We start from the raw sequence: 15,330 nt of genomic DNA, 5'->3' as shown, positions 1-15,330 counted from the left end.
TCTTATTAAGAAGTCAGATCGCCCAAGCCGGACGAAATGTGACTTTTTATACGCCGTCATTAGTGTATCTTGATGTTAGCATTTCGGGGGAACTGTTATTAATGGATTAATGATATGATAATTTGTACTTATTATCACATCATTTGCGGCGTTCATAAGTCAGAAAACGGTAATCATAGGGATTCTTCTCGTCACGTACCCCCTGCTCTTCATGGACTAATTCAAAATCTTCCCACGAAAAGTGAGGGAAAAACACGTCTCCTTCGATGTCTTCTTCGATCCGGGTTACTAGCAATCGATCCGCCAGCGGCAGGAAGTGCTGGAACACCCCGGCGCCGCCGATGACCATCAGATCACCGCGCTCCGCGTAGGTTAGCGCTTCATCGACCGAATGAACGACATCCGCCCCCTCCGCTTCGTAAGAGGCATCCGCCGTGATCACGACGCTGTGTCGGTTCGGCAACGGTTTGCTGCCCATCGATTCCCAGGTTTTACGGCCCATAAGCATCGTTTTCCCTGTCGTTTGCGCCTTGAAGAACTTCAGATCGGCCCGCAGCCTCCAGGGCAGCTGATTGTTCCGACCGATCGCCCCATTCCGGGACATCGCCCATATGAGTGTAATCGCCATGGGATACCGCCCCTTTCTCGCTTTTTTATACGGCAACTGTCGCTTTAATCGTCGGATGGTATTGGTAATCCACGAATTCGAAATCCTCGTATACATAATCGAAAATGGAGTCCGGCTTACGTTTGATCACCAACTTCGGCAGCGGATAAGGCTCGCGCTCCAGTTGCGTTTTCACCTGTTCGACATGATTGTTGTAAATATGCACGTCTCCGCCGGACCAAATAAACTCGCCAACCTCGAGATCGCATTGCTGGGCGATCATATGCGTCAGAAGCGCATAGCTTGCAATATTAAAAGGCAGGCCGAGGAACGTGTCAACCGAACGCATCGTCAGCATGCAGGACAGCTTGCCGTCCGCGACATAGAATTGGAAAACGAAGTGGCATGGCGGCAGCTTCATTTGATCCACCTCGGCCACGTTCCAAGCGCTCACCAGGTGGCGGCGCGAATCGGGATTCTTCTTGATCGCTTCCACGACGCCCGCGATTTGATCGATTTTTCGGCCGTCCGGGGCTTCCCAGGAACGCCATTGCGAGCCGTATACCGGCCCCAGATCGCCGTTCTCATCCGCCCATTCGTCCCAGATGCGGACGCCATGTTCCTTGAGATAAGCTATATTCGTATCGCCGCGCAAAAACCACAGCAGCTCGTGAATCACTGATTTCAAATGAATCCGTTTGGTCGTCACCAGCGGAAAGCCCTCGCTTAAGTCAAACCGCAGCTGCCGGCCGAAGACAGAGCGCGTCCCGACACCGGTCCGATCCTCTTTGGGAGTTCCGTTCTTCAGAACGTCTTCCAGTAAGTCCAAGTAATTTCTCATCGTTCTAACACCCCGTCACTTTGGTCTACTTATCCCTCCTATTATAGCAGACTTCCTCGGCATTTGAATGGGTTCGCGATTTTCCGACTGGAGCAGATCTAGCAAAAAAGGCTTCAAATCGACGATACGCAAAAACTCCGGTCTCTTCTTCGTTCCGCAGATGATCAGAGGCACTTGCGATGCCGATGCATCAAGTCCCCCATGGGCCCCCCCTCCGATATGTGTTGGCGATCCGGCTTCCGCAAGCTCATACCCCGGTTTGGCGGTGATTACGAGAAATCGCCCTTCGTGTGAAAGTAAGGCGCCTTGAAGTCGGCGCAACGGATCCGGATATTTGCCGTAGGCGATCCGGGTTGGCCCCTTTTGCCCGGCTTCGCTCCCCCGCGTCAAATCGAGAACCTGTTCCGCCCCCTGGACGGTCCAGGATTGACCGTACTTATCCTTCAGATCCCCGCCTGCCTTGAATTTCATGAAGGCCCCATCTCCTGCTTTTAGGCAATGTATCCAGCCGTCCTCTTGCCAGGAGATGATGTCGATTCGCGGATCGCTTTTCAAAATATCGGCCACCCCTCCAGCGTGACCTCCGGTTTCAAGCTGTAGACGTAAGCCATCGTATCGTTAACCGCAAGCGCAATTTCAGTAGACTTATCGATCGTTTCGCCTGCGGGCAGTACTCGATACCGCTGTAAAAGCTTGGGCAAATGGATCACCGGCTTTTGGTCTTTGGGCAACACTTTGCTCATCCCGCTATCTCCCGCAACGATCAGAATCGTATCGTTGAGCGCCTTTTCGTGTGAATCGTAAGCCTCCAACAACTCCCGCAGACGACGATCCGTCTCCCGGATACCTTTTCGATCCGAGGGACCGTGTTTGTGTAATTTCCCGTCCAGATCAGGCAAATAGATCAGCAAAAAGTCCGGCAGTTGATGGGTTCGAATCAAGTATTTTGCCACTTCTACGGCATATCGATCATTGAAGCCCAGCCGGTCTGTCGGCCCGTCAGGCAAATCCGTCTTCCCGTCAAGAGGATTCGACAACGCCCCGAATGCCAGAAAGTCCGGCCCTTTAACAACGATGGGCTGCGCCAGCGAAAAGAGCTCGCTGATCGGAGCCGGCAAGTTTAACTGGTGCTCCGTCATCCCGCGGTAAACCAATCCGTTTACCGCCCCGGAGGTGATCCCTAACCGGTGCAAATCCTCATACAATGTCGGCAAATCGGGGTTCAAATGCTTCCCGTTCAAATCCCTTAACGCATGAGTCAAAACCGGCTTCGTCCCGCGGCGCAAAATTTCAAAGGGACCGGAGCCGTAACCAATCACTTTCTTTCCATTATTGGGGTACCAGGTCAAACCCGGCAGATGATGACCCTCAGGATAGCTTCCGGTAAGCAAGGTGCTGTCGATCGAGACCGACATCGTCGGAAAAGAGCTGACCATATCCGGATAATATTGGCCATGCTCAATCAAATATCGAAACGTAGGAAGCTCGTTCTGCTCCATTCCGCGTTCAATCGATTGGGCCATGAGGGAGTCTACCAGAACGAAAATGACCTTTTTCTTCCCTGTGGAATGTTCGTTTGTTGATCGGATTTGCAGTAGATCCTGCTCTTTATGTTCTTGTTGGCATCCGCCCGCCAGCAGACAAATGACAACGAGCGGAAGCCATAAGCATAACCGCCCGTACCCCACGAATGTGCAACGCATTCTGCTCACCAGCCTTTAAGTTTAACCATAGTATGTCATTTCTCCCTGCGAAAATACCGTAATTCGCCAAACCTAGAACATAGGTTCGCATAACGGGTTGACTTTCGAGAGTTGGTAGTTTATAGTTAATATACCAAAATCAAATGGAACGAATGCGAGTGAAGCACCTCGCAAGGCAGGCGATGATCGCCTTTCTTGCAGGTGCTTTTTTACGTTCCGATGAGGATGGCAAATCCATTGTTGATGGGAGTTGACGGTTTGTGAAATGGAGAAAGTCGGTCAGACTGCTGTTGTTCGCAGTCATCGCTTCTTCGCTGGTGTTGTGCGTGAATCGCCCGGCGAATGCAGCAGGATCGTGGGATGCGGCCTTGGACGGGATCGATGTGGTATATGACGGGCTTACGGTCGTACAAACGTTGGTCAAGCAAGAAAGCGCCGAGATTTCGGCGCTGCGGAAGAAGAACAATGACGCTTTGTCGGCGTTGAATGCCAAGATCAAAGCCATCGACCAGACGGCAGTTACCCGCTTAACCCAGGAGAGCGATTCGCTGCAGCGCAAGCATGCTTCTCTGTTGGAGCAGTACGCGTCATTGGGCAAGCAGGTTACGGCCGCCAAGAAACGCAAGGATAAGAAATCGGCGGATTTGCTGGAACTGAAACGCAATCAGCTGAAACCTTCGGCACTGGCGGCCGCAGCGGAGATCAAAGCCAAGAAAGAGGCGCTCGCGGCTGCGAAGAAAACGAAAGCCGCCAAAGCGAAAGTGGTCAAAGACGCGTTAATTCCGGTTCAGACGTTAAAAAAGCAGATCACCGCCGAAAACAAATCCGTCGCCGCCGCGCGAAAACACCTTTCGGCGGCGGATAAACGGTATAAAGCCAGCGTGAAGCGAGGCGACGCCATTGTTGCGGCGCTGGAGCTAAAGACGGTTTATGATCAGACCCAAGCCATCCATGCTTCATTAACGAAAGTTTATGATTGGGAGAAAAAAATCGCTCAAGCCCTCTCACTAGCCAGCACGAAGCTCCCTTAGTCGATTTGGGAATTCCTCACGGGGACATGTAGCGGCCATAGCGGGTTTCTATCTGGGACATACGATCTCCCGTACCGTGCAGTACGAGCGCGTTGCTCCCTTCCGTCCCAAGCCACTCCATTCCGAGGAGGATGCCGGGGGCGTTGGTTCTGGCCGCGAACAGATATGAAAAGTGATCGGGGGCGATCTCCCCCTGATCATCCACGCGCCAGACGCTGTACGAATCCTCGGTCGTAGCAGGGAAATCCAGAACGGCCAGGGTATCTTCCTGTTCGAGAATCAGGCAAAACAAGTGGTTTGGGCCGTCCGGACGGAACAACGCCAAGTAGAGATCCGCCTCGCCGCCTACGTCCGCAAGCCGCCAGAGTTGCTGAAGCTCCCTGTCTTTTTCGTTTTCGATTTGCCGTGCCAGGTCCGAATCCGTGATCGTTTGGCCATCGATCGTGATCGGAAGCAAGGATTCCAGCGGAACCTCCTCCTCCCGAAAGAGATAATAGGTGGCATTAGGCTTTGCCGTTCCTTCGGTCACGGCAAAGAGATGCCCGGGCAAATGCGCGAGATTGGGAGACGTGTCCCTGCCATTGCTGGCATCGTCGCCTTCCTGCCAAGCCTCATAAGCGACGGATAACAAGCTCCCATTCTCGCCGATGGCCCGGGTGATCCCTGGCAACGTATCCTTTGACAGTTCCTCTGAAGCGCCTACCAACAACCGTCGGCCGTTTTCGTCGGCAAACCCGAACGCCTGCCCGAGTCGGGATACATCGACCTCTCCAGCCGGTTCGGCCGGCTCCACTCCCTTTGCCTCATCGCCCTTTCCCTCTACGGCTTTTCCCTCTTTGTTAATGTTTTGACCGGGTTCGAGCTGAACCGGAGTCTCACGATCGAACGCTATTTCTTGATCATCCCTTTGGAAGCAACCGGATACCGTAAGCATCATCAGTAGGAATACCCCTGCTTTTCGCATAACCTAAGACCTCCCGACCATTTAACCTCAATTCTGATTATTGTATATAACGCACCGAATGCCCGCACGGTTTCTATAGACATGGAGAATTGATTAGAGAACATTGGTAATGGACGGCTCGATTATTTATATTGCAATATCGTAATATTACGTTATAATGATAATTAGAAAAACGAGGTGAACTATGATGGATAACAATTTCAAAGCCTATCAGGAAGCGGCCGAAATGCTAAAAGCCTTGGCCCATCCGGTCCGGTTATGCATCGTCCGCGGATTGCTGGATAAGAAGCAATGTAACGTAACCTACATGCAAGAATGCTTGGAGCTGCCGCAATCGACCGTATCCCAGCATCTGCAAAAGCTGCGCAGCTTAGGCATCGTCGAAGCGGAACGCAGCGGGTTGGAAGTCAATTACCAACTGGCGAATGACAGGGTCATCAAGCTGGTTCGCCATCTGTTCGAGGAGGAACAATAAACGATGAGTAAAAAGGTATTAATAGTCGGCGGCGTTGCTGGCGGAGCTTCTGCGGCCGCAAGACTTCGCCGCTTGGATGAGGAAGCCCATATCGTCATGTTTGAACGCGACCCCTACATTTCGTTTGCTAATTGCGGGCTTCCCTACTATATCGGCGATTCGATCAAGGATCGCTCGAAACTTTTGGTTCAAACGCCGGAAGCGATGCATCGCAGGTTTAACATCGATGTCCGTACGGAAAGCGAAGTGATCGGGATCGATCCGGCCACCAAAACCGTGCTTGTCCGCAGCAAAGAACGCGGCGAATACCGGGAGAGCTATGATTCGTTGATTTTGTCGCCCGGTGCGAAACCCATCCGGCCAAATCTTCCCGGCATCGACAGCGACCGGGTCCATACGTTGCGGAATATCCCAGATACCGATCGCATCAAGCGCCGGGTTGTTGAGGAACAGGCCGCTTCCGCCATTGTCATTGGCGGCGGATTTATCGGGGTGGAAATGGCGGAGAACCTGCGAGAAATCGGGCTTGAGGTCACGTTGATCGAAGGCGGTCCGCAAATTTTAGCGCCATTTGACACCGAGATGTCTGGAGTCCTTGCCAAGGAACTGGAGGATCATGGCGTTCGATTGCTCATGTCACAGACCGTAACTTCCTTTACGGAACAAGGGAACCAGATTAAAGTGCATACGTCAGACGGGCTTGAATTAGCTGCCGATATCGTCATCCTGGCGATTGGGGTTACGCCGGATACGGCTTTTCTGAAAGAGACCGGCATTGAATTGGGACCTCGAGGTCATATTGTAGTAAGCGATAAACTGGAAACCAGCATTCCCGACATTTATGCTGTGGGGGATGCGGTAGAAGTCGTTGATTTCGTCAATGGTTCCAAAACAGCCATCCCCTTGGCTGGACCTGCCAACAAGCAGGGACGTATCGCAGCGGATAACGTCTGTGGTCTGGGAACCTCATATAAGGGATCGCAGGGCACGTCCATTATCAAAGTGTTTGGTCTTACGGGAGCAGCAACCGGGAACAACGAGAAAACGCTCCAACGTTTGGGCACCCCTTACCATGTCACTGTGGTTCATCCTAACTCTCATGCTTCCTACTATCCCGGCGCTACTCCGCTCTCGATCAAGTTGTTGTTCAAGCCGGACGGTACCGTGCTAGGAGCGCAGGCTGTCGGATATGACGGGGTGGACAAACGGATCGACGATATCGCCACAGTCATTCGATTCCGCGGCTCAGTAACCGATCTGACGGAGCTGGAGCTATCTTATGCCCCACCCTACTCTTCGGCTAAGGATCCGGTCAACATGGCCGCCTATACTGCGGAGAACGTATTAAGCGGACGCGTTGACGTGTTCGTTCCTCAGGATTTGGCGACACGGGACGAACAAAAGACCCTGTTGGTCGATGTCCGTTCTGAGATGGAGCATGCGAACGGGCATATCCCCGGCTCCCTGCTGATCCCGGTCGACGAATTGCGTGATCGCCTGAACGAACTGGACCGCGACAAGGAGATTTGGGTCTACTGTCAAGTCGGGTTGCGCGGGTATACCGCTTCACGAATTCTGCAGCATAAAGGTTATAAGGTCCGCAATCTAACCGGCGGTTACAAGCTCTATCAAATGGCTAATTACCAACCTGGCCGGACAAATTCATCGGATCGTCCCGTTGACCAAGCGGCAAAAACGGAAATCGCCGCTGCTTCGGCGGCGCCTGTGGCACCGCAGGCCGTCCCCCCTACGGTGACGTCCGGTGATTCCAAGCTGCATGCCGACGCGGAGCTCGACGCCTGCGGGTTATGTTGTCCCGGCCCGCTGATTCAAGTGAAACAGGCCATGGACCGGTTGGAGGTCGGGCAAATTCTGCACGTGACCGCCTCGGATCCTGGGTTCTACGAAGATGTGCAGGCATGGGCAACCATGTCCAAACACCGCATGATCGAAGTTGCCAAGAAGGCAAACGGGATGATCGAAGCCTACTTATGCAAAGAAGATCCCCACAAACCTGGCGACGCTTTGGTTCAGCCGGCAGCCACGCCGTAAGGCTCCACGATGATCGTCTTCAGCGGAGACTTGGACAAGGCCATTGCCTCGTTTATTCTCGCCAACGGCGCAGCGGCTAGCGGCAAGAAAGTAACGTTATTCTTCACCTTCTGGGGGTTGAACATTCTACGAAAATCGGAAAAGGTACCCGTGGCCAAAACTTTCATCGGCCAGATGTTTGGCATGATGATGCCTCGCGGCAGCCGCAAACTGTCCCTTTCCCGCATGAACATGCTGGGGATGGGGGCGAAAATGATCCGCGGCGTGATGAATAATAATAACGTCTCTTCCTTGGAAGAACTGATGGCCAGCGCCATTCATCAAGGCGTGGAAATCGTCGCATGCCAAATGTCCATGGATCTCATGGGGATCCGTCAGGAAGAGCTGATCGATGGCGTCAAAATCGGCGGGGTTGGCTATTATTTAGGCAAGGCGGATCAATCGGGCATTAATTTGTTCATCTAATCGATCCTTTCACAAGAAGATCGCTGCGGCTAAGCCCGAATCGGGTTTGCTCCGGCGATCTTTTTGTTGCCCTTCTCCAAACGTCCGCTTATTTTTCGATATTTTGTTCCGAATCAACTTTCATTCCGACTATTGTCATTCGCCATTGACGTTTGTATAATACTGATAATGATTATCATTATCTTTTATGGGAAGAGGTTATTCTATGCACATGAAACACAACCGAATTGGAATTGCGTTCATTCTGTTCGGCATGATGATTTTGGCGGCTTGCGGCCGGACGCCGGCATCGGAAGCAAATCCCGCAGAAACTGCCGCTGCCCTAGGTGGCGCACCTGCAGAGCGAAATTACATAGACGTTCAAGGCCGCGAGGTCGTTATACCGGCTGATCCGCAAAAAATTGTATATATAGGCAGCGCGCCTGGTGACCTGCTTGCTCTGGGCGTGAAACCGGTCGGCGCCTCGTTGAGCGTAATCGCCAGCCAAATCGCCTACCCCGAAATGATCACCGGGATTGAAGATGTCGGCTATCCCTACTCTGTGGAAAAGGTGCTTTATTTAGCGCCCGACCTTATCCTTTTCGACGACTGGGACATCAACGGTCTTGCGTCCTTGGAGAAGATCGCGCCCACGGTCGTCGTCGGAACAGATGATGTCACCCCTACCCGGGAACGCATCGGCCGCATTGCGGATATCCTTGGTCGATCCGATGACGCCGCAGCTTGGTTTGACGCCTACGACGCCAAAGCTGCAGATGTCAAACAGAAGCTTAACCTTTCTGGGAATGAGTCCGCCTTATCCCTCCTGTTGATGGGCAAAGATATGTTCGTTATGGGCAATCAAGGGATGAACACGACGCTCTATGGCCAACTAGGTTTCAAACCCTCCGACGGTGTTCAACAGCTGATGGATCAGAACGAGCGCTTTGCGAACATCTCCGATGAAGTACTGCCCGATTTTGCGGGAACGCACATCTTCATATTAAGCGACAACGCCGACGAGACGGTTGCCGCTCAGAAGAAATTAACGGAAAGTCCCCTGTGGAAGACGATACCTGCCGTCCAAGAGGGCCGAGTGTATACGATTGACAGCAAATATAATTTCGACGACCCAATTACGATGGACCGGCTTCTGGACGAAATGGTTCACATCATGACGAACGACGCCAAGTGATTAACGGACGACATTATCGTATCACTACTAGGTTTTGTTCGCTCCCTCCGATATCGTATAATGGATGAATCATACGTTTTCAACTTAAGGAGTGAGTTCTCATGAGCAAGAAGATCCGGCAAAATAACGTGGATCGTTTCAGTGGGTTCGGCGATCTGTATGATCAGAGCCGCCCAAAGGCACCGGTTGACCTCATTGACATCCTCACGATGTATTTAGGCCGCTCCCCGGAGCTCGTCGCGGATGTCGGCTGCGGTACCGGTCTCTCTTCCTTTATCTGGCTTGAGCATGCAGAGCACATTGTCGGGATTGAACCGAACGATGACATGCGAGCCGTTGCGAACAGCCGCTGGCAGGAAAGTGGTCGTCCGGCGCACCTTCAATTCGTCAAAGGCTTGTCCTACGAGCTGCCGCTGGAACCCTCCTCCGTCGATCTGATCACTTGCTCTCAATCCTTCCACTGGATGGACCCGCAGCCGACGCTTCAGGAGTTTGCCCGGGTATTGCGTCCCGGGGGCATCTTTGCCGCATACGACTGCGACTGGCCACCGGTCTCAACCCCAGAGCTTGAGCAGGCTTATGAACAGCTCATCCAGCTGGCTGACCAACGGGTAAACGAACGGATCGAAAACGGCAAGGAGGCCTATAAATGGCCCAAAGACCAGCACTTGCAGCAAATCCAACAAAGCGGCCTGTTCCGATATTCCCGTGAGATCGTTTTTCACCACTGGGAGTGTTGCGATGCCGATCGTTTTGCGAATCTGGCCCTCAGTCAAGGCGGCCTTCAAACGGCTTTGAAGTTAGGAGCGGACGAAATCGCTTCCGCGGCCGAGCAATTTCGCGCTCAGGTGAAACGGGCATTTGGCGCAGAGATCCGCAACATCCTGTTTGGTTACCGGATGCGGCTTGGCGTTAAATAAAGTTAATCCCATAAGAAAACCTTCCGGCCATTCCGTTTTTGGATGTCACGGTTATTGTGGTCGTAATAGCGATGGAACTCTTTCAGTTGTTCTTGTGAAATTTGGACGCTCTCCGTCAAAACATACCACTCCACGTTTTCGGTGAGAGGCGGTGTCGTCAGAGACCCCAAGTAATGATAGTAGCTTAATGTATTGGGGAGTAAACGAGTGGGTTTAAGATGTTCGATCTTGCTCTCTTTACTCCCTTTTGGGATCGATTTTACCGCATCCAATATTTGCTGAAAGGCTTCGTTAGGGCGGCCAATCTCATACATCACGCCGATTACCGCAATTCGGCCATCTTGAGCTTGATGAACGAAATGGCCCTCGAGCGGGAAATGCTTGCCATCGACGGTATGTTCGCTCGGCGCATGAAAATGAACCTGGGATACGCTGAAGTCCCTGTCATCGATCTCAGCCTTTCCGCGCAGCCCTACCTGGATGCTATGCCCGTTATCTTCGACATAGGTCCCGATCGGTTCATAGCTTAGCTCTAAGCCGGAGCCGAGATAATCCACAACCTTTGAGGTATCTATATTGATCGGGGATTGCATGTTCCCGGACACGAACTCCCACTCATCTTGACGTTCATACGAAAAGTGGAGCTTGTCCGGTTGAAATTTTTCATTCCCGCTGGCAGGTGCGACTGCATGTATTGTTGAAGACCCTGCAAGCAATACAAAGGCCATCACTCCACACACGATGAATCTTCTGATCATCCTGATCTGATTCCCTCCTTCTCGCTTAAAATGATTCGTTTTAGCCCTACTTTACGAAGTATTGCCAAGCGGTATCCACGCAAACCAAAACAAAAAAAAGGCAAGACCGCTAAATCGGTCTTGCCTAAACATGCTTAGGAGATGATCCACTCTTAGGAGGAGTGGGATGTACAACGTTAAAAATTAGCGAGCAATGATATGGATCGGATGACCTTCAACCAGCTCAGCCGTTTCCATCACGATTTCGCCCAGGGTTGGGTGAGCGTGAATGGTCAACGAGATATCTTCGAGTGTAGCGCCCATTTCAACCGCAAGACCCAGCTCGGCGATCAAGTTGGAAGCTTCAATCCCGACGATTTGCGCGCCGAGCACCACATTGTTTTCTGCATTTGCCACGATTTTGATGAAGCCCTCAGGTTGATTCAAGGAAGTGGCGCGGCCGTTACCGGCGAACGGGAATTTGCCGGCTTTAACCTTGATGCCTTTGTCTTTCGCTTCCGACTCCGTCAGACCTACGCTGGAGCATTCCGGATCGGTAAAGACGACCGCCGGGATCGCTTTGTAATCCACCACGGAAGGAAGTCCCGCGATCGCTTCAGCCGCTACTTTACCTTCATAGGAAGCTTTGTGCGCAAGCGCAGGGCCAGCCACGATATCGCCGATCGCAAAGATGTTCGGGTTGCTGGTGCGGCCTTGATGGTCAACTTTGACCAGACCACGATCGGTCAGTTCCACGCCAGCCAGATCCAGACCCAAATCGCCATCCGTGTTTGGACGACGGCCTACTGTTACCAGCAGGTAATCGGCAGTGACTTCTTTGCTTTCGCCATTCACGGAATATTTCACCGTAACGTTCTTATCGGTTTGTTCCGCGCTTTCGGCTTTCGCATTGGTTACGATTTCGATGCCGGTTTTCGCCATGTTTTTGGCAACCAGACGGGTCATGTCTTTATCGAAGCCAGGCAATACGGTATCCATGCCCTCGATGATCGTCACTTTCGTGCCGAATTTGGAGAACATTTGGCCGAGCTCGGCACCGATGTAACCGCCGCCGATGACCACAAGGCTGCTAGGAATTTCTTGCAGCTCCAGCGCTTCCGTCGAAGACAAGATGCGTCCGCCGAACGGGAAAGGTTTCAGCTCGATCGGGCGGGAGCCGGTAGCCAGAATGCAGTGCTTGAAGCGATAGCGAGGCGATTCATGCTCATTGAAGGCACGAGCTTCGTTTTCGTTGATGAACATCACTTCACCGCTGAAAACCTCGACTTTGTTGCCTTTGAGCAGGCCGCTAACGCCTTGGGTCATCTTTTTGACGACACCGCTTTTGAATTCTTGCGTTTTCTTGAAGTCCACTTTCACGTTCTCCGCCGTAATCCCGAAGGCATCGGCATGTTGAGCGGATTCGTATTGGTGAGCTGCCGAGATCAGCGCTTTGGACGGGATACATCCGCGGTTCAAGCAGACGCCGCCAAGCTCCGATTTGTCGACGATCAGCACTTTTTGCCCGAGCTGGGCGGCGCGAATGGCCGCCACATATCCGCCGGGACCTGCACCGACGACTAATGTATCAATATCAAGAGAAGCATCTCCTACTACCATTGATTACACCTCCATAACGAGCAGCTCAGGGTTCGCGAGCAGCTGTTTGATATAGTTCATAAAGTTCTGTGCGGTTGCGCCGTCAATCAGACGGTGGTCGAAGCTGAGCGACAGAGCCATTACCGGTGCGACAACGATTTCGCCGTTTTTGACAACCGGTTTCTCGCTGATGCGGCCGGTGCCAAGGATCGCTACTTCTGGGTAGTTGATGATTGGCGTAAAGAACATCCCGCCGGCAGAACCGATGTTTGTAATCGAGATTGTGCTGCCTCTCATCTCGTTCGCTGCCAGTTTGCCTTCACGACCGCGGGCTGCGAGGTCTTTGATAGCTTCGGCGATCATCCAAATGCTCTTCCGATCCGCATCTTTAATAACCGGAACGATCAGACCGTTATCGGTGTCGGTTGCAATCCCGATGTTATAGAACTTCTTATAAACGATCTCGTTGTTCACTTCATCAATCGAGGCATTCAGAGCCGGGAATTGACGAGAAGCGGCCACCAGCGCTTTAACGATGAATGGAAGATAAGTAACTTTAATGCCTTTCTTCTCGGCGATCGGTTTCATCCGCGTACGGAAAGCGACCAATTCGGTGACATCCACTTCGTCCATGATGGTTACATGCGGTGCAGTGTAAGCCGATTTAACCATCGCATTGGAAATCGCTTTGCGAATGCCTTTGAATGGAACGCGTTCTTCTTCGCCATCCGTAGAAATTGCGGTTGGTGCAGCGGCTGCCGGTGCTTTGGCGGCTGCGGCAGGAGCGGCGGCTTGCGCAGGTGCAGCGGCTTGCGTAGGTGCAGCGGCGGTAGCTCCGCCATTCTTGAAGTTATCCACGTCTTCTCTCGTGATTTTACCGGCTTTGCCTGTCCCTGGTACCAGTGACAAGTCCACGCCTTGCTCACGAGCATATTTGCGTACGCTAGGCGTAGCGAGGATTTCACGGTTTGGAGCAACCGGGGCTGCGGCTGCGGCCGGCGCACTTGCTGCGGACTTAGGCGCGTCATTCGCTTGCTCCGGAGCTACGGCTTGTTCAGGCAGGTCGCCTTCCGCATCGATGACGGCTACGACGTCGCCTACGCGGAACACCGCGCCGTCTTTGCCGAACACTTCAAGAACCGTACCATTAACCGGGCAAGGAACTTCGACGACGGCTTTGTCGTTTTGCACTTCCATAATGATGTCTTCGTCCGTTACTTTGTCGCCCGGCTTCACATGCATTTTGATGATTTCACCTTCATGTAAACCTTCGCCGAGCTCAGGGAACCGGTATTCGAATTTGGATGAAGAAGCTGCCGCTTGAGGAGCCGGTGCTGCAGCCGGAGCGGCTGCCGGAGCTACAGGGGCGCTTGCCTCCGTAGCTGGCGCTCCTTCTTGTTCTGGCAGATCGCCTTCCGCATCGATCACGGCAACGACATCGCCCACGCGGAACACGGCGCCGTCTTTGCCGAATACTTCTTGTACTACACCGTTCACAGGACATGGCACTTCAACGACGGCTTTGTCGTTTTGTACCTCCATGATGATATCTTCATCCGTTACTTTGTCCCCTGGCTTCACATGCATTTTGATGATTTCACCCTCATGCAAGCCTTCGCCCAGTTCAGGGAACCGATATTCAAACTTAGCCACAGGAAAGACCTCCTAAAAGTTTTGTGAGCCCATGCCTTGAATCAACTTCGAGCAAAACTTGCTTCGGAAGCATAAGCTTTGTTCTTCGATTTAGAATTCAAGCACTTTGTTAACGCCCTCGATCACGCGAGCCGGGGACGGAAGCCATTGGTCTTCGATTTGCGCAAACGGATATACGGTATCCGGCGGAGCGATGCGAAGCACGGGGGCTTCAAGGTGCAAAATCGCCTTCTCGTTGATTTGCGCGATCACTTCCGCTGCGATGCCGGCCGATTTTTGTGCTTCCTGAACGATGATCGCACGATTCGTTTTCTTCACCGAGGCAACAATCGTATCGATGTCCAACGGCACGAGGGTGCGCAGGTCGATGACTTCCGCCTTGATGCCTTTGGATTTCTCCAATTCTTCCGCTGCCTTAACGGCGGTATGAACCATAAGTCCATAGGCAAGAATCGTTACGTCGGAACCTTCGCGAACGATGTTGGCTTTGCCCAGTTCAACCGTATATTCCCCTTCCGGCACTTCGTCGCGGAAAGCATGGTACAGGTTCAAGTGCTCCATGAAGAAGACCGGATCGTTATCGCGAATGGCAGAGATCAACAGCCCTTTCGCGTCGTATGGGTTCGAAGGAACGACCAGCTTGATCCCCGGAGTTTGGGCGATGAGGCCTTCCAGGGCGTCGGTATGCAATTCGGCCGCTTTAACGCCGCCGCCAAAAGGAGTACGGAACACGATCGGAGCGTGGTAACGTCCGCCGGAACGGTAACGCATCCGGGCCGCTTGTACGAGAATTTGGTCCAAGGCTTCAAAAATAAAGCCGACAAACTGGATTTCCGCGATCGGGCGGAATCCTTGAATCCCCAGGCCTACCGCCATCCCGCCGATGGCCGATTCCGCCAGCGGCGTATCCATGACGCGCTCTTCCCCGAATTCTTTTTGCAGGCCTTCCGTTACGCGGAACACCCCGCCGACATTACCTACGTCTTCGCCGAAAATCAGAACGTTTGGATCGCGTTGCAGCTCGACGCGCATGGCGTCGCGAATCGCTTCTTTCATATTCATTTGTGCCATTGCTTGTATCCTCCTCTATAGAACGATCAGACTAGTTT

Annotated in this window: 15 protein-coding genes; 6 read left to right on the top strand and 9 right to left on the bottom strand. The window is 52.7% G+C overall.

Annotation, left to right across the window (positions count from 1 at the left end; genetic code table 11):
- Positions 1–139: 139 nt before the first annotated feature.
- From MJ257_RS03200 to MJ257_RS03190, 4 genes are all read right to left on the bottom strand, one after another.
- Positions 140–628, bottom strand: coding sequence for a dihydrofolate reductase (locus tag MJ257_RS03200; protein ID WP_240267867.1), 489 nt, complete (start codon positions 626–628; stop codon positions 140–142).
- A gap of 25 nt (positions 629–653) precedes the next feature.
- Positions 654–1,448: a thymidylate synthase gene (thyA, locus tag MJ257_RS03195; RefSeq protein ID WP_240267866.1), complete on the bottom strand. Its 795-nt coding sequence runs from the start codon at positions 1,446–1,448 to the stop codon at positions 654–656.
- 15 nt (positions 1,449–1,463) lie between these two features.
- Complete coding sequence (locus tag MJ257_RS24895) at positions 1,464–1,919, bottom strand: hypothetical protein (protein WP_308193147.1); 456 nt, start codon at positions 1,917–1,919, stop codon at positions 1,464–1,466.
- 80 nt (positions 1,920–1,999) lie between these two features.
- On the bottom strand, positions 2,000–3,151 hold the full coding sequence (locus MJ257_RS03190; protein WP_308193149.1) for an alkaline phosphatase family protein: 1,152 nt from the start codon (positions 3,149–3,151) through the stop codon (positions 2,000–2,002).
- A 260-nt stretch (positions 3,152–3,411) separates the two neighbouring features.
- Here MJ257_RS03190 and MJ257_RS03185 point away from each other — a divergent pair, with 260 nt between their 5' ends.
- Positions 3,412–4,182, top strand: a complete 771-nt coding sequence (locus MJ257_RS03185) for a hypothetical protein (RefSeq protein ID WP_240267865.1) — start codon at positions 3,412–3,414, stop codon at positions 4,180–4,182.
- A 16-nt stretch (positions 4,183–4,198) separates the two neighbouring features.
- Here MJ257_RS03185 and MJ257_RS03180 read toward each other — a convergent pair whose 3' ends face one another.
- Positions 4,199–5,146, bottom strand: coding sequence for a hypothetical protein (locus tag MJ257_RS03180; protein WP_240267864.1), 948 nt, complete (start codon positions 5,144–5,146; stop codon positions 4,199–4,201).
- Between the two features lie 187 nt (positions 5,147–5,333).
- On the opposite strand from MJ257_RS03180, the gene MJ257_RS03175 reads away from it, so the two are divergent.
- From MJ257_RS03175 to MJ257_RS03160, 5 genes are all read left to right on the top strand, one after another.
- A complete protein-coding gene (locus MJ257_RS03175; protein WP_240267863.1) occupies positions 5,334–5,621 on the top strand; it encodes an ArsR/SmtB family transcription factor in 288 nt (95 codons plus the stop codon).
- Positions 5,622–5,624: 3 nt separating this feature from the next.
- Positions 5,625–7,673 carry an FAD-dependent oxidoreductase gene (locus MJ257_RS03170; protein WP_372489733.1) on the top strand — a complete coding sequence of 683 codons (2,049 nt, stop codon included), beginning with the start codon at positions 5,625–5,627 and terminating at the stop codon, positions 7,671–7,673.
- Between the two features lie 9 nt (positions 7,674–7,682).
- Positions 7,683–8,138, top strand: coding sequence for a DsrE/DsrF/DrsH-like family protein (locus MJ257_RS24950; RefSeq protein WP_372489732.1), 456 nt, complete (start codon positions 7,683–7,685; stop codon positions 8,136–8,138).
- Between the two features lie 211 nt (positions 8,139–8,349).
- Entirely contained in the window at positions 8,350–9,312 is a 963-nt protein-coding gene (locus tag MJ257_RS03165; protein WP_240267862.1) for an ABC transporter substrate-binding protein, read from the top strand.
- A 101-nt stretch (positions 9,313–9,413) separates the two neighbouring features.
- Positions 9,414–10,232, top strand: a complete 819-nt coding sequence (locus MJ257_RS03160) for a class I SAM-dependent methyltransferase (RefSeq protein WP_240267861.1) — start codon at positions 9,414–9,416, stop codon at positions 10,230–10,232.
- A 2-nt stretch (positions 10,233–10,234) separates the two neighbouring features.
- On the opposite strand, the gene MJ257_RS03155 is transcribed toward MJ257_RS03160, so the two are convergent.
- From MJ257_RS03155 to MJ257_RS03135, 4 genes are all read right to left on the bottom strand, one after another.
- Positions 10,235–10,990, bottom strand: a complete 756-nt coding sequence (locus tag MJ257_RS03155) for a carbonic anhydrase family protein (protein WP_240267860.1) — start codon at positions 10,988–10,990, stop codon at positions 10,235–10,237.
- 183 nt (positions 10,991–11,173) lie between these two features.
- The gene (lpdA, locus tag MJ257_RS03150; protein WP_240267859.1) at positions 11,174–12,589 is read right to left on the bottom strand and encodes a dihydrolipoyl dehydrogenase; all 1,416 of its coding nucleotides are present in this window, start codon (positions 12,587–12,589) and stop codon (positions 11,174–11,176) included.
- A gap of 3 nt (positions 12,590–12,592) precedes the next feature.
- A complete protein-coding gene (locus MJ257_RS03145) occupies positions 12,593–14,221 on the bottom strand; it encodes a 2-oxo acid dehydrogenase subunit E2 (protein WP_270406327.1) in 1,629 nt (542 codons plus the stop codon).
- 90 nt (positions 14,222–14,311) lie between these two features.
- Complete coding sequence (locus tag MJ257_RS03135; RefSeq protein WP_240267858.1) at positions 14,312–15,292, bottom strand: alpha-ketoacid dehydrogenase subunit beta; 981 nt, start codon at positions 15,290–15,292, stop codon at positions 14,312–14,314.
- Positions 15,293–15,330 lie beyond the last annotated feature (38 nt).

It is taken from the genome of Paenibacillus timonensis, from assembly GCF_022427145.1.
GTDB classification, from domain to species: Bacteria; Bacillota; Bacilli; order Paenibacillales; family Paenibacillaceae; genus Fontibacillus; species Fontibacillus timonensis.
This window is presented reverse-complemented; position numbering and strand designations above follow the sequence as displayed.

What these genes read in the sequence shown, in the direction of transcription:
- MJ257_RS03200 (WP_240267867.1), bottom strand. Translation starts at nt 628, where the DNA reads ATGGCGATTACACTCATATGGGCGATGTCCCGGAATGGGGCGATCGGT.
- thyA (WP_240267866.1), bottom strand. Translation starts at nt 1,448, where the DNA reads ATGAGAAATTACTTGGACTTACTGGAAGACGTTCTGAAGAACGGAACT.
- MJ257_RS24895 (WP_308193147.1), bottom strand. Translation starts at nt 1,919, where the DNA reads ATGAAATTCAAGGCAGGCGGGGATCTGAAGGATAAGTACGGTCAATCC.
- MJ257_RS03190 (WP_308193149.1), bottom strand. Translation starts at nt 3,151, where the DNA reads ATGCGTTGCACATTCGTGGGGTACGGGCGGTTATGCTTATGGCTTCCG.
- MJ257_RS03180 (WP_240267864.1), bottom strand. Translation starts at nt 5,146, where the DNA reads ATGCGAAAAGCAGGGGTATTCCTACTGATGATGCTTACGGTATCCGGT.
- MJ257_RS03175 (WP_240267863.1), top strand. Translation starts at nt 5,334, where the DNA reads ATGGATAACAATTTCAAAGCCTATCAGGAAGCGGCCGAAATGCTAAAA.
- MJ257_RS03170 (WP_372489733.1), top strand. Translation starts at nt 5,625, where the DNA reads ATGAGTAAAAAGGTATTAATAGTCGGCGGCGTTGCTGGCGGAGCTTCT.
- MJ257_RS24950 (WP_372489732.1), top strand. Translation starts at nt 7,683, where the DNA reads ATGATCGTCTTCAGCGGAGACTTGGACAAGGCCATTGCCTCGTTTATT.
- MJ257_RS03165 (WP_240267862.1), top strand. Translation starts at nt 8,350, where the DNA reads ATGAAACACAACCGAATTGGAATTGCGTTCATTCTGTTCGGCATGATG.
- MJ257_RS03160 (WP_240267861.1), top strand. Translation starts at nt 9,414, where the DNA reads ATGAGCAAGAAGATCCGGCAAAATAACGTGGATCGTTTCAGTGGGTTC.
- MJ257_RS03155 (WP_240267860.1), bottom strand. Translation starts at nt 10,990, where the DNA reads ATGATCAGAAGATTCATCGTGTGTGGAGTGATGGCCTTTGTATTGCTT.
- lpdA (WP_240267859.1), bottom strand. Translation starts at nt 12,589, where the DNA reads ATGGTAGTAGGAGATGCTTCTCTTGATATTGATACATTAGTCGTCGGT.
- MJ257_RS03135 (WP_240267858.1), bottom strand. Translation starts at nt 15,292, where the DNA reads ATGGCACAAATGAATATGAAAGAAGCGATTCGCGACGCCATGCGCGTC.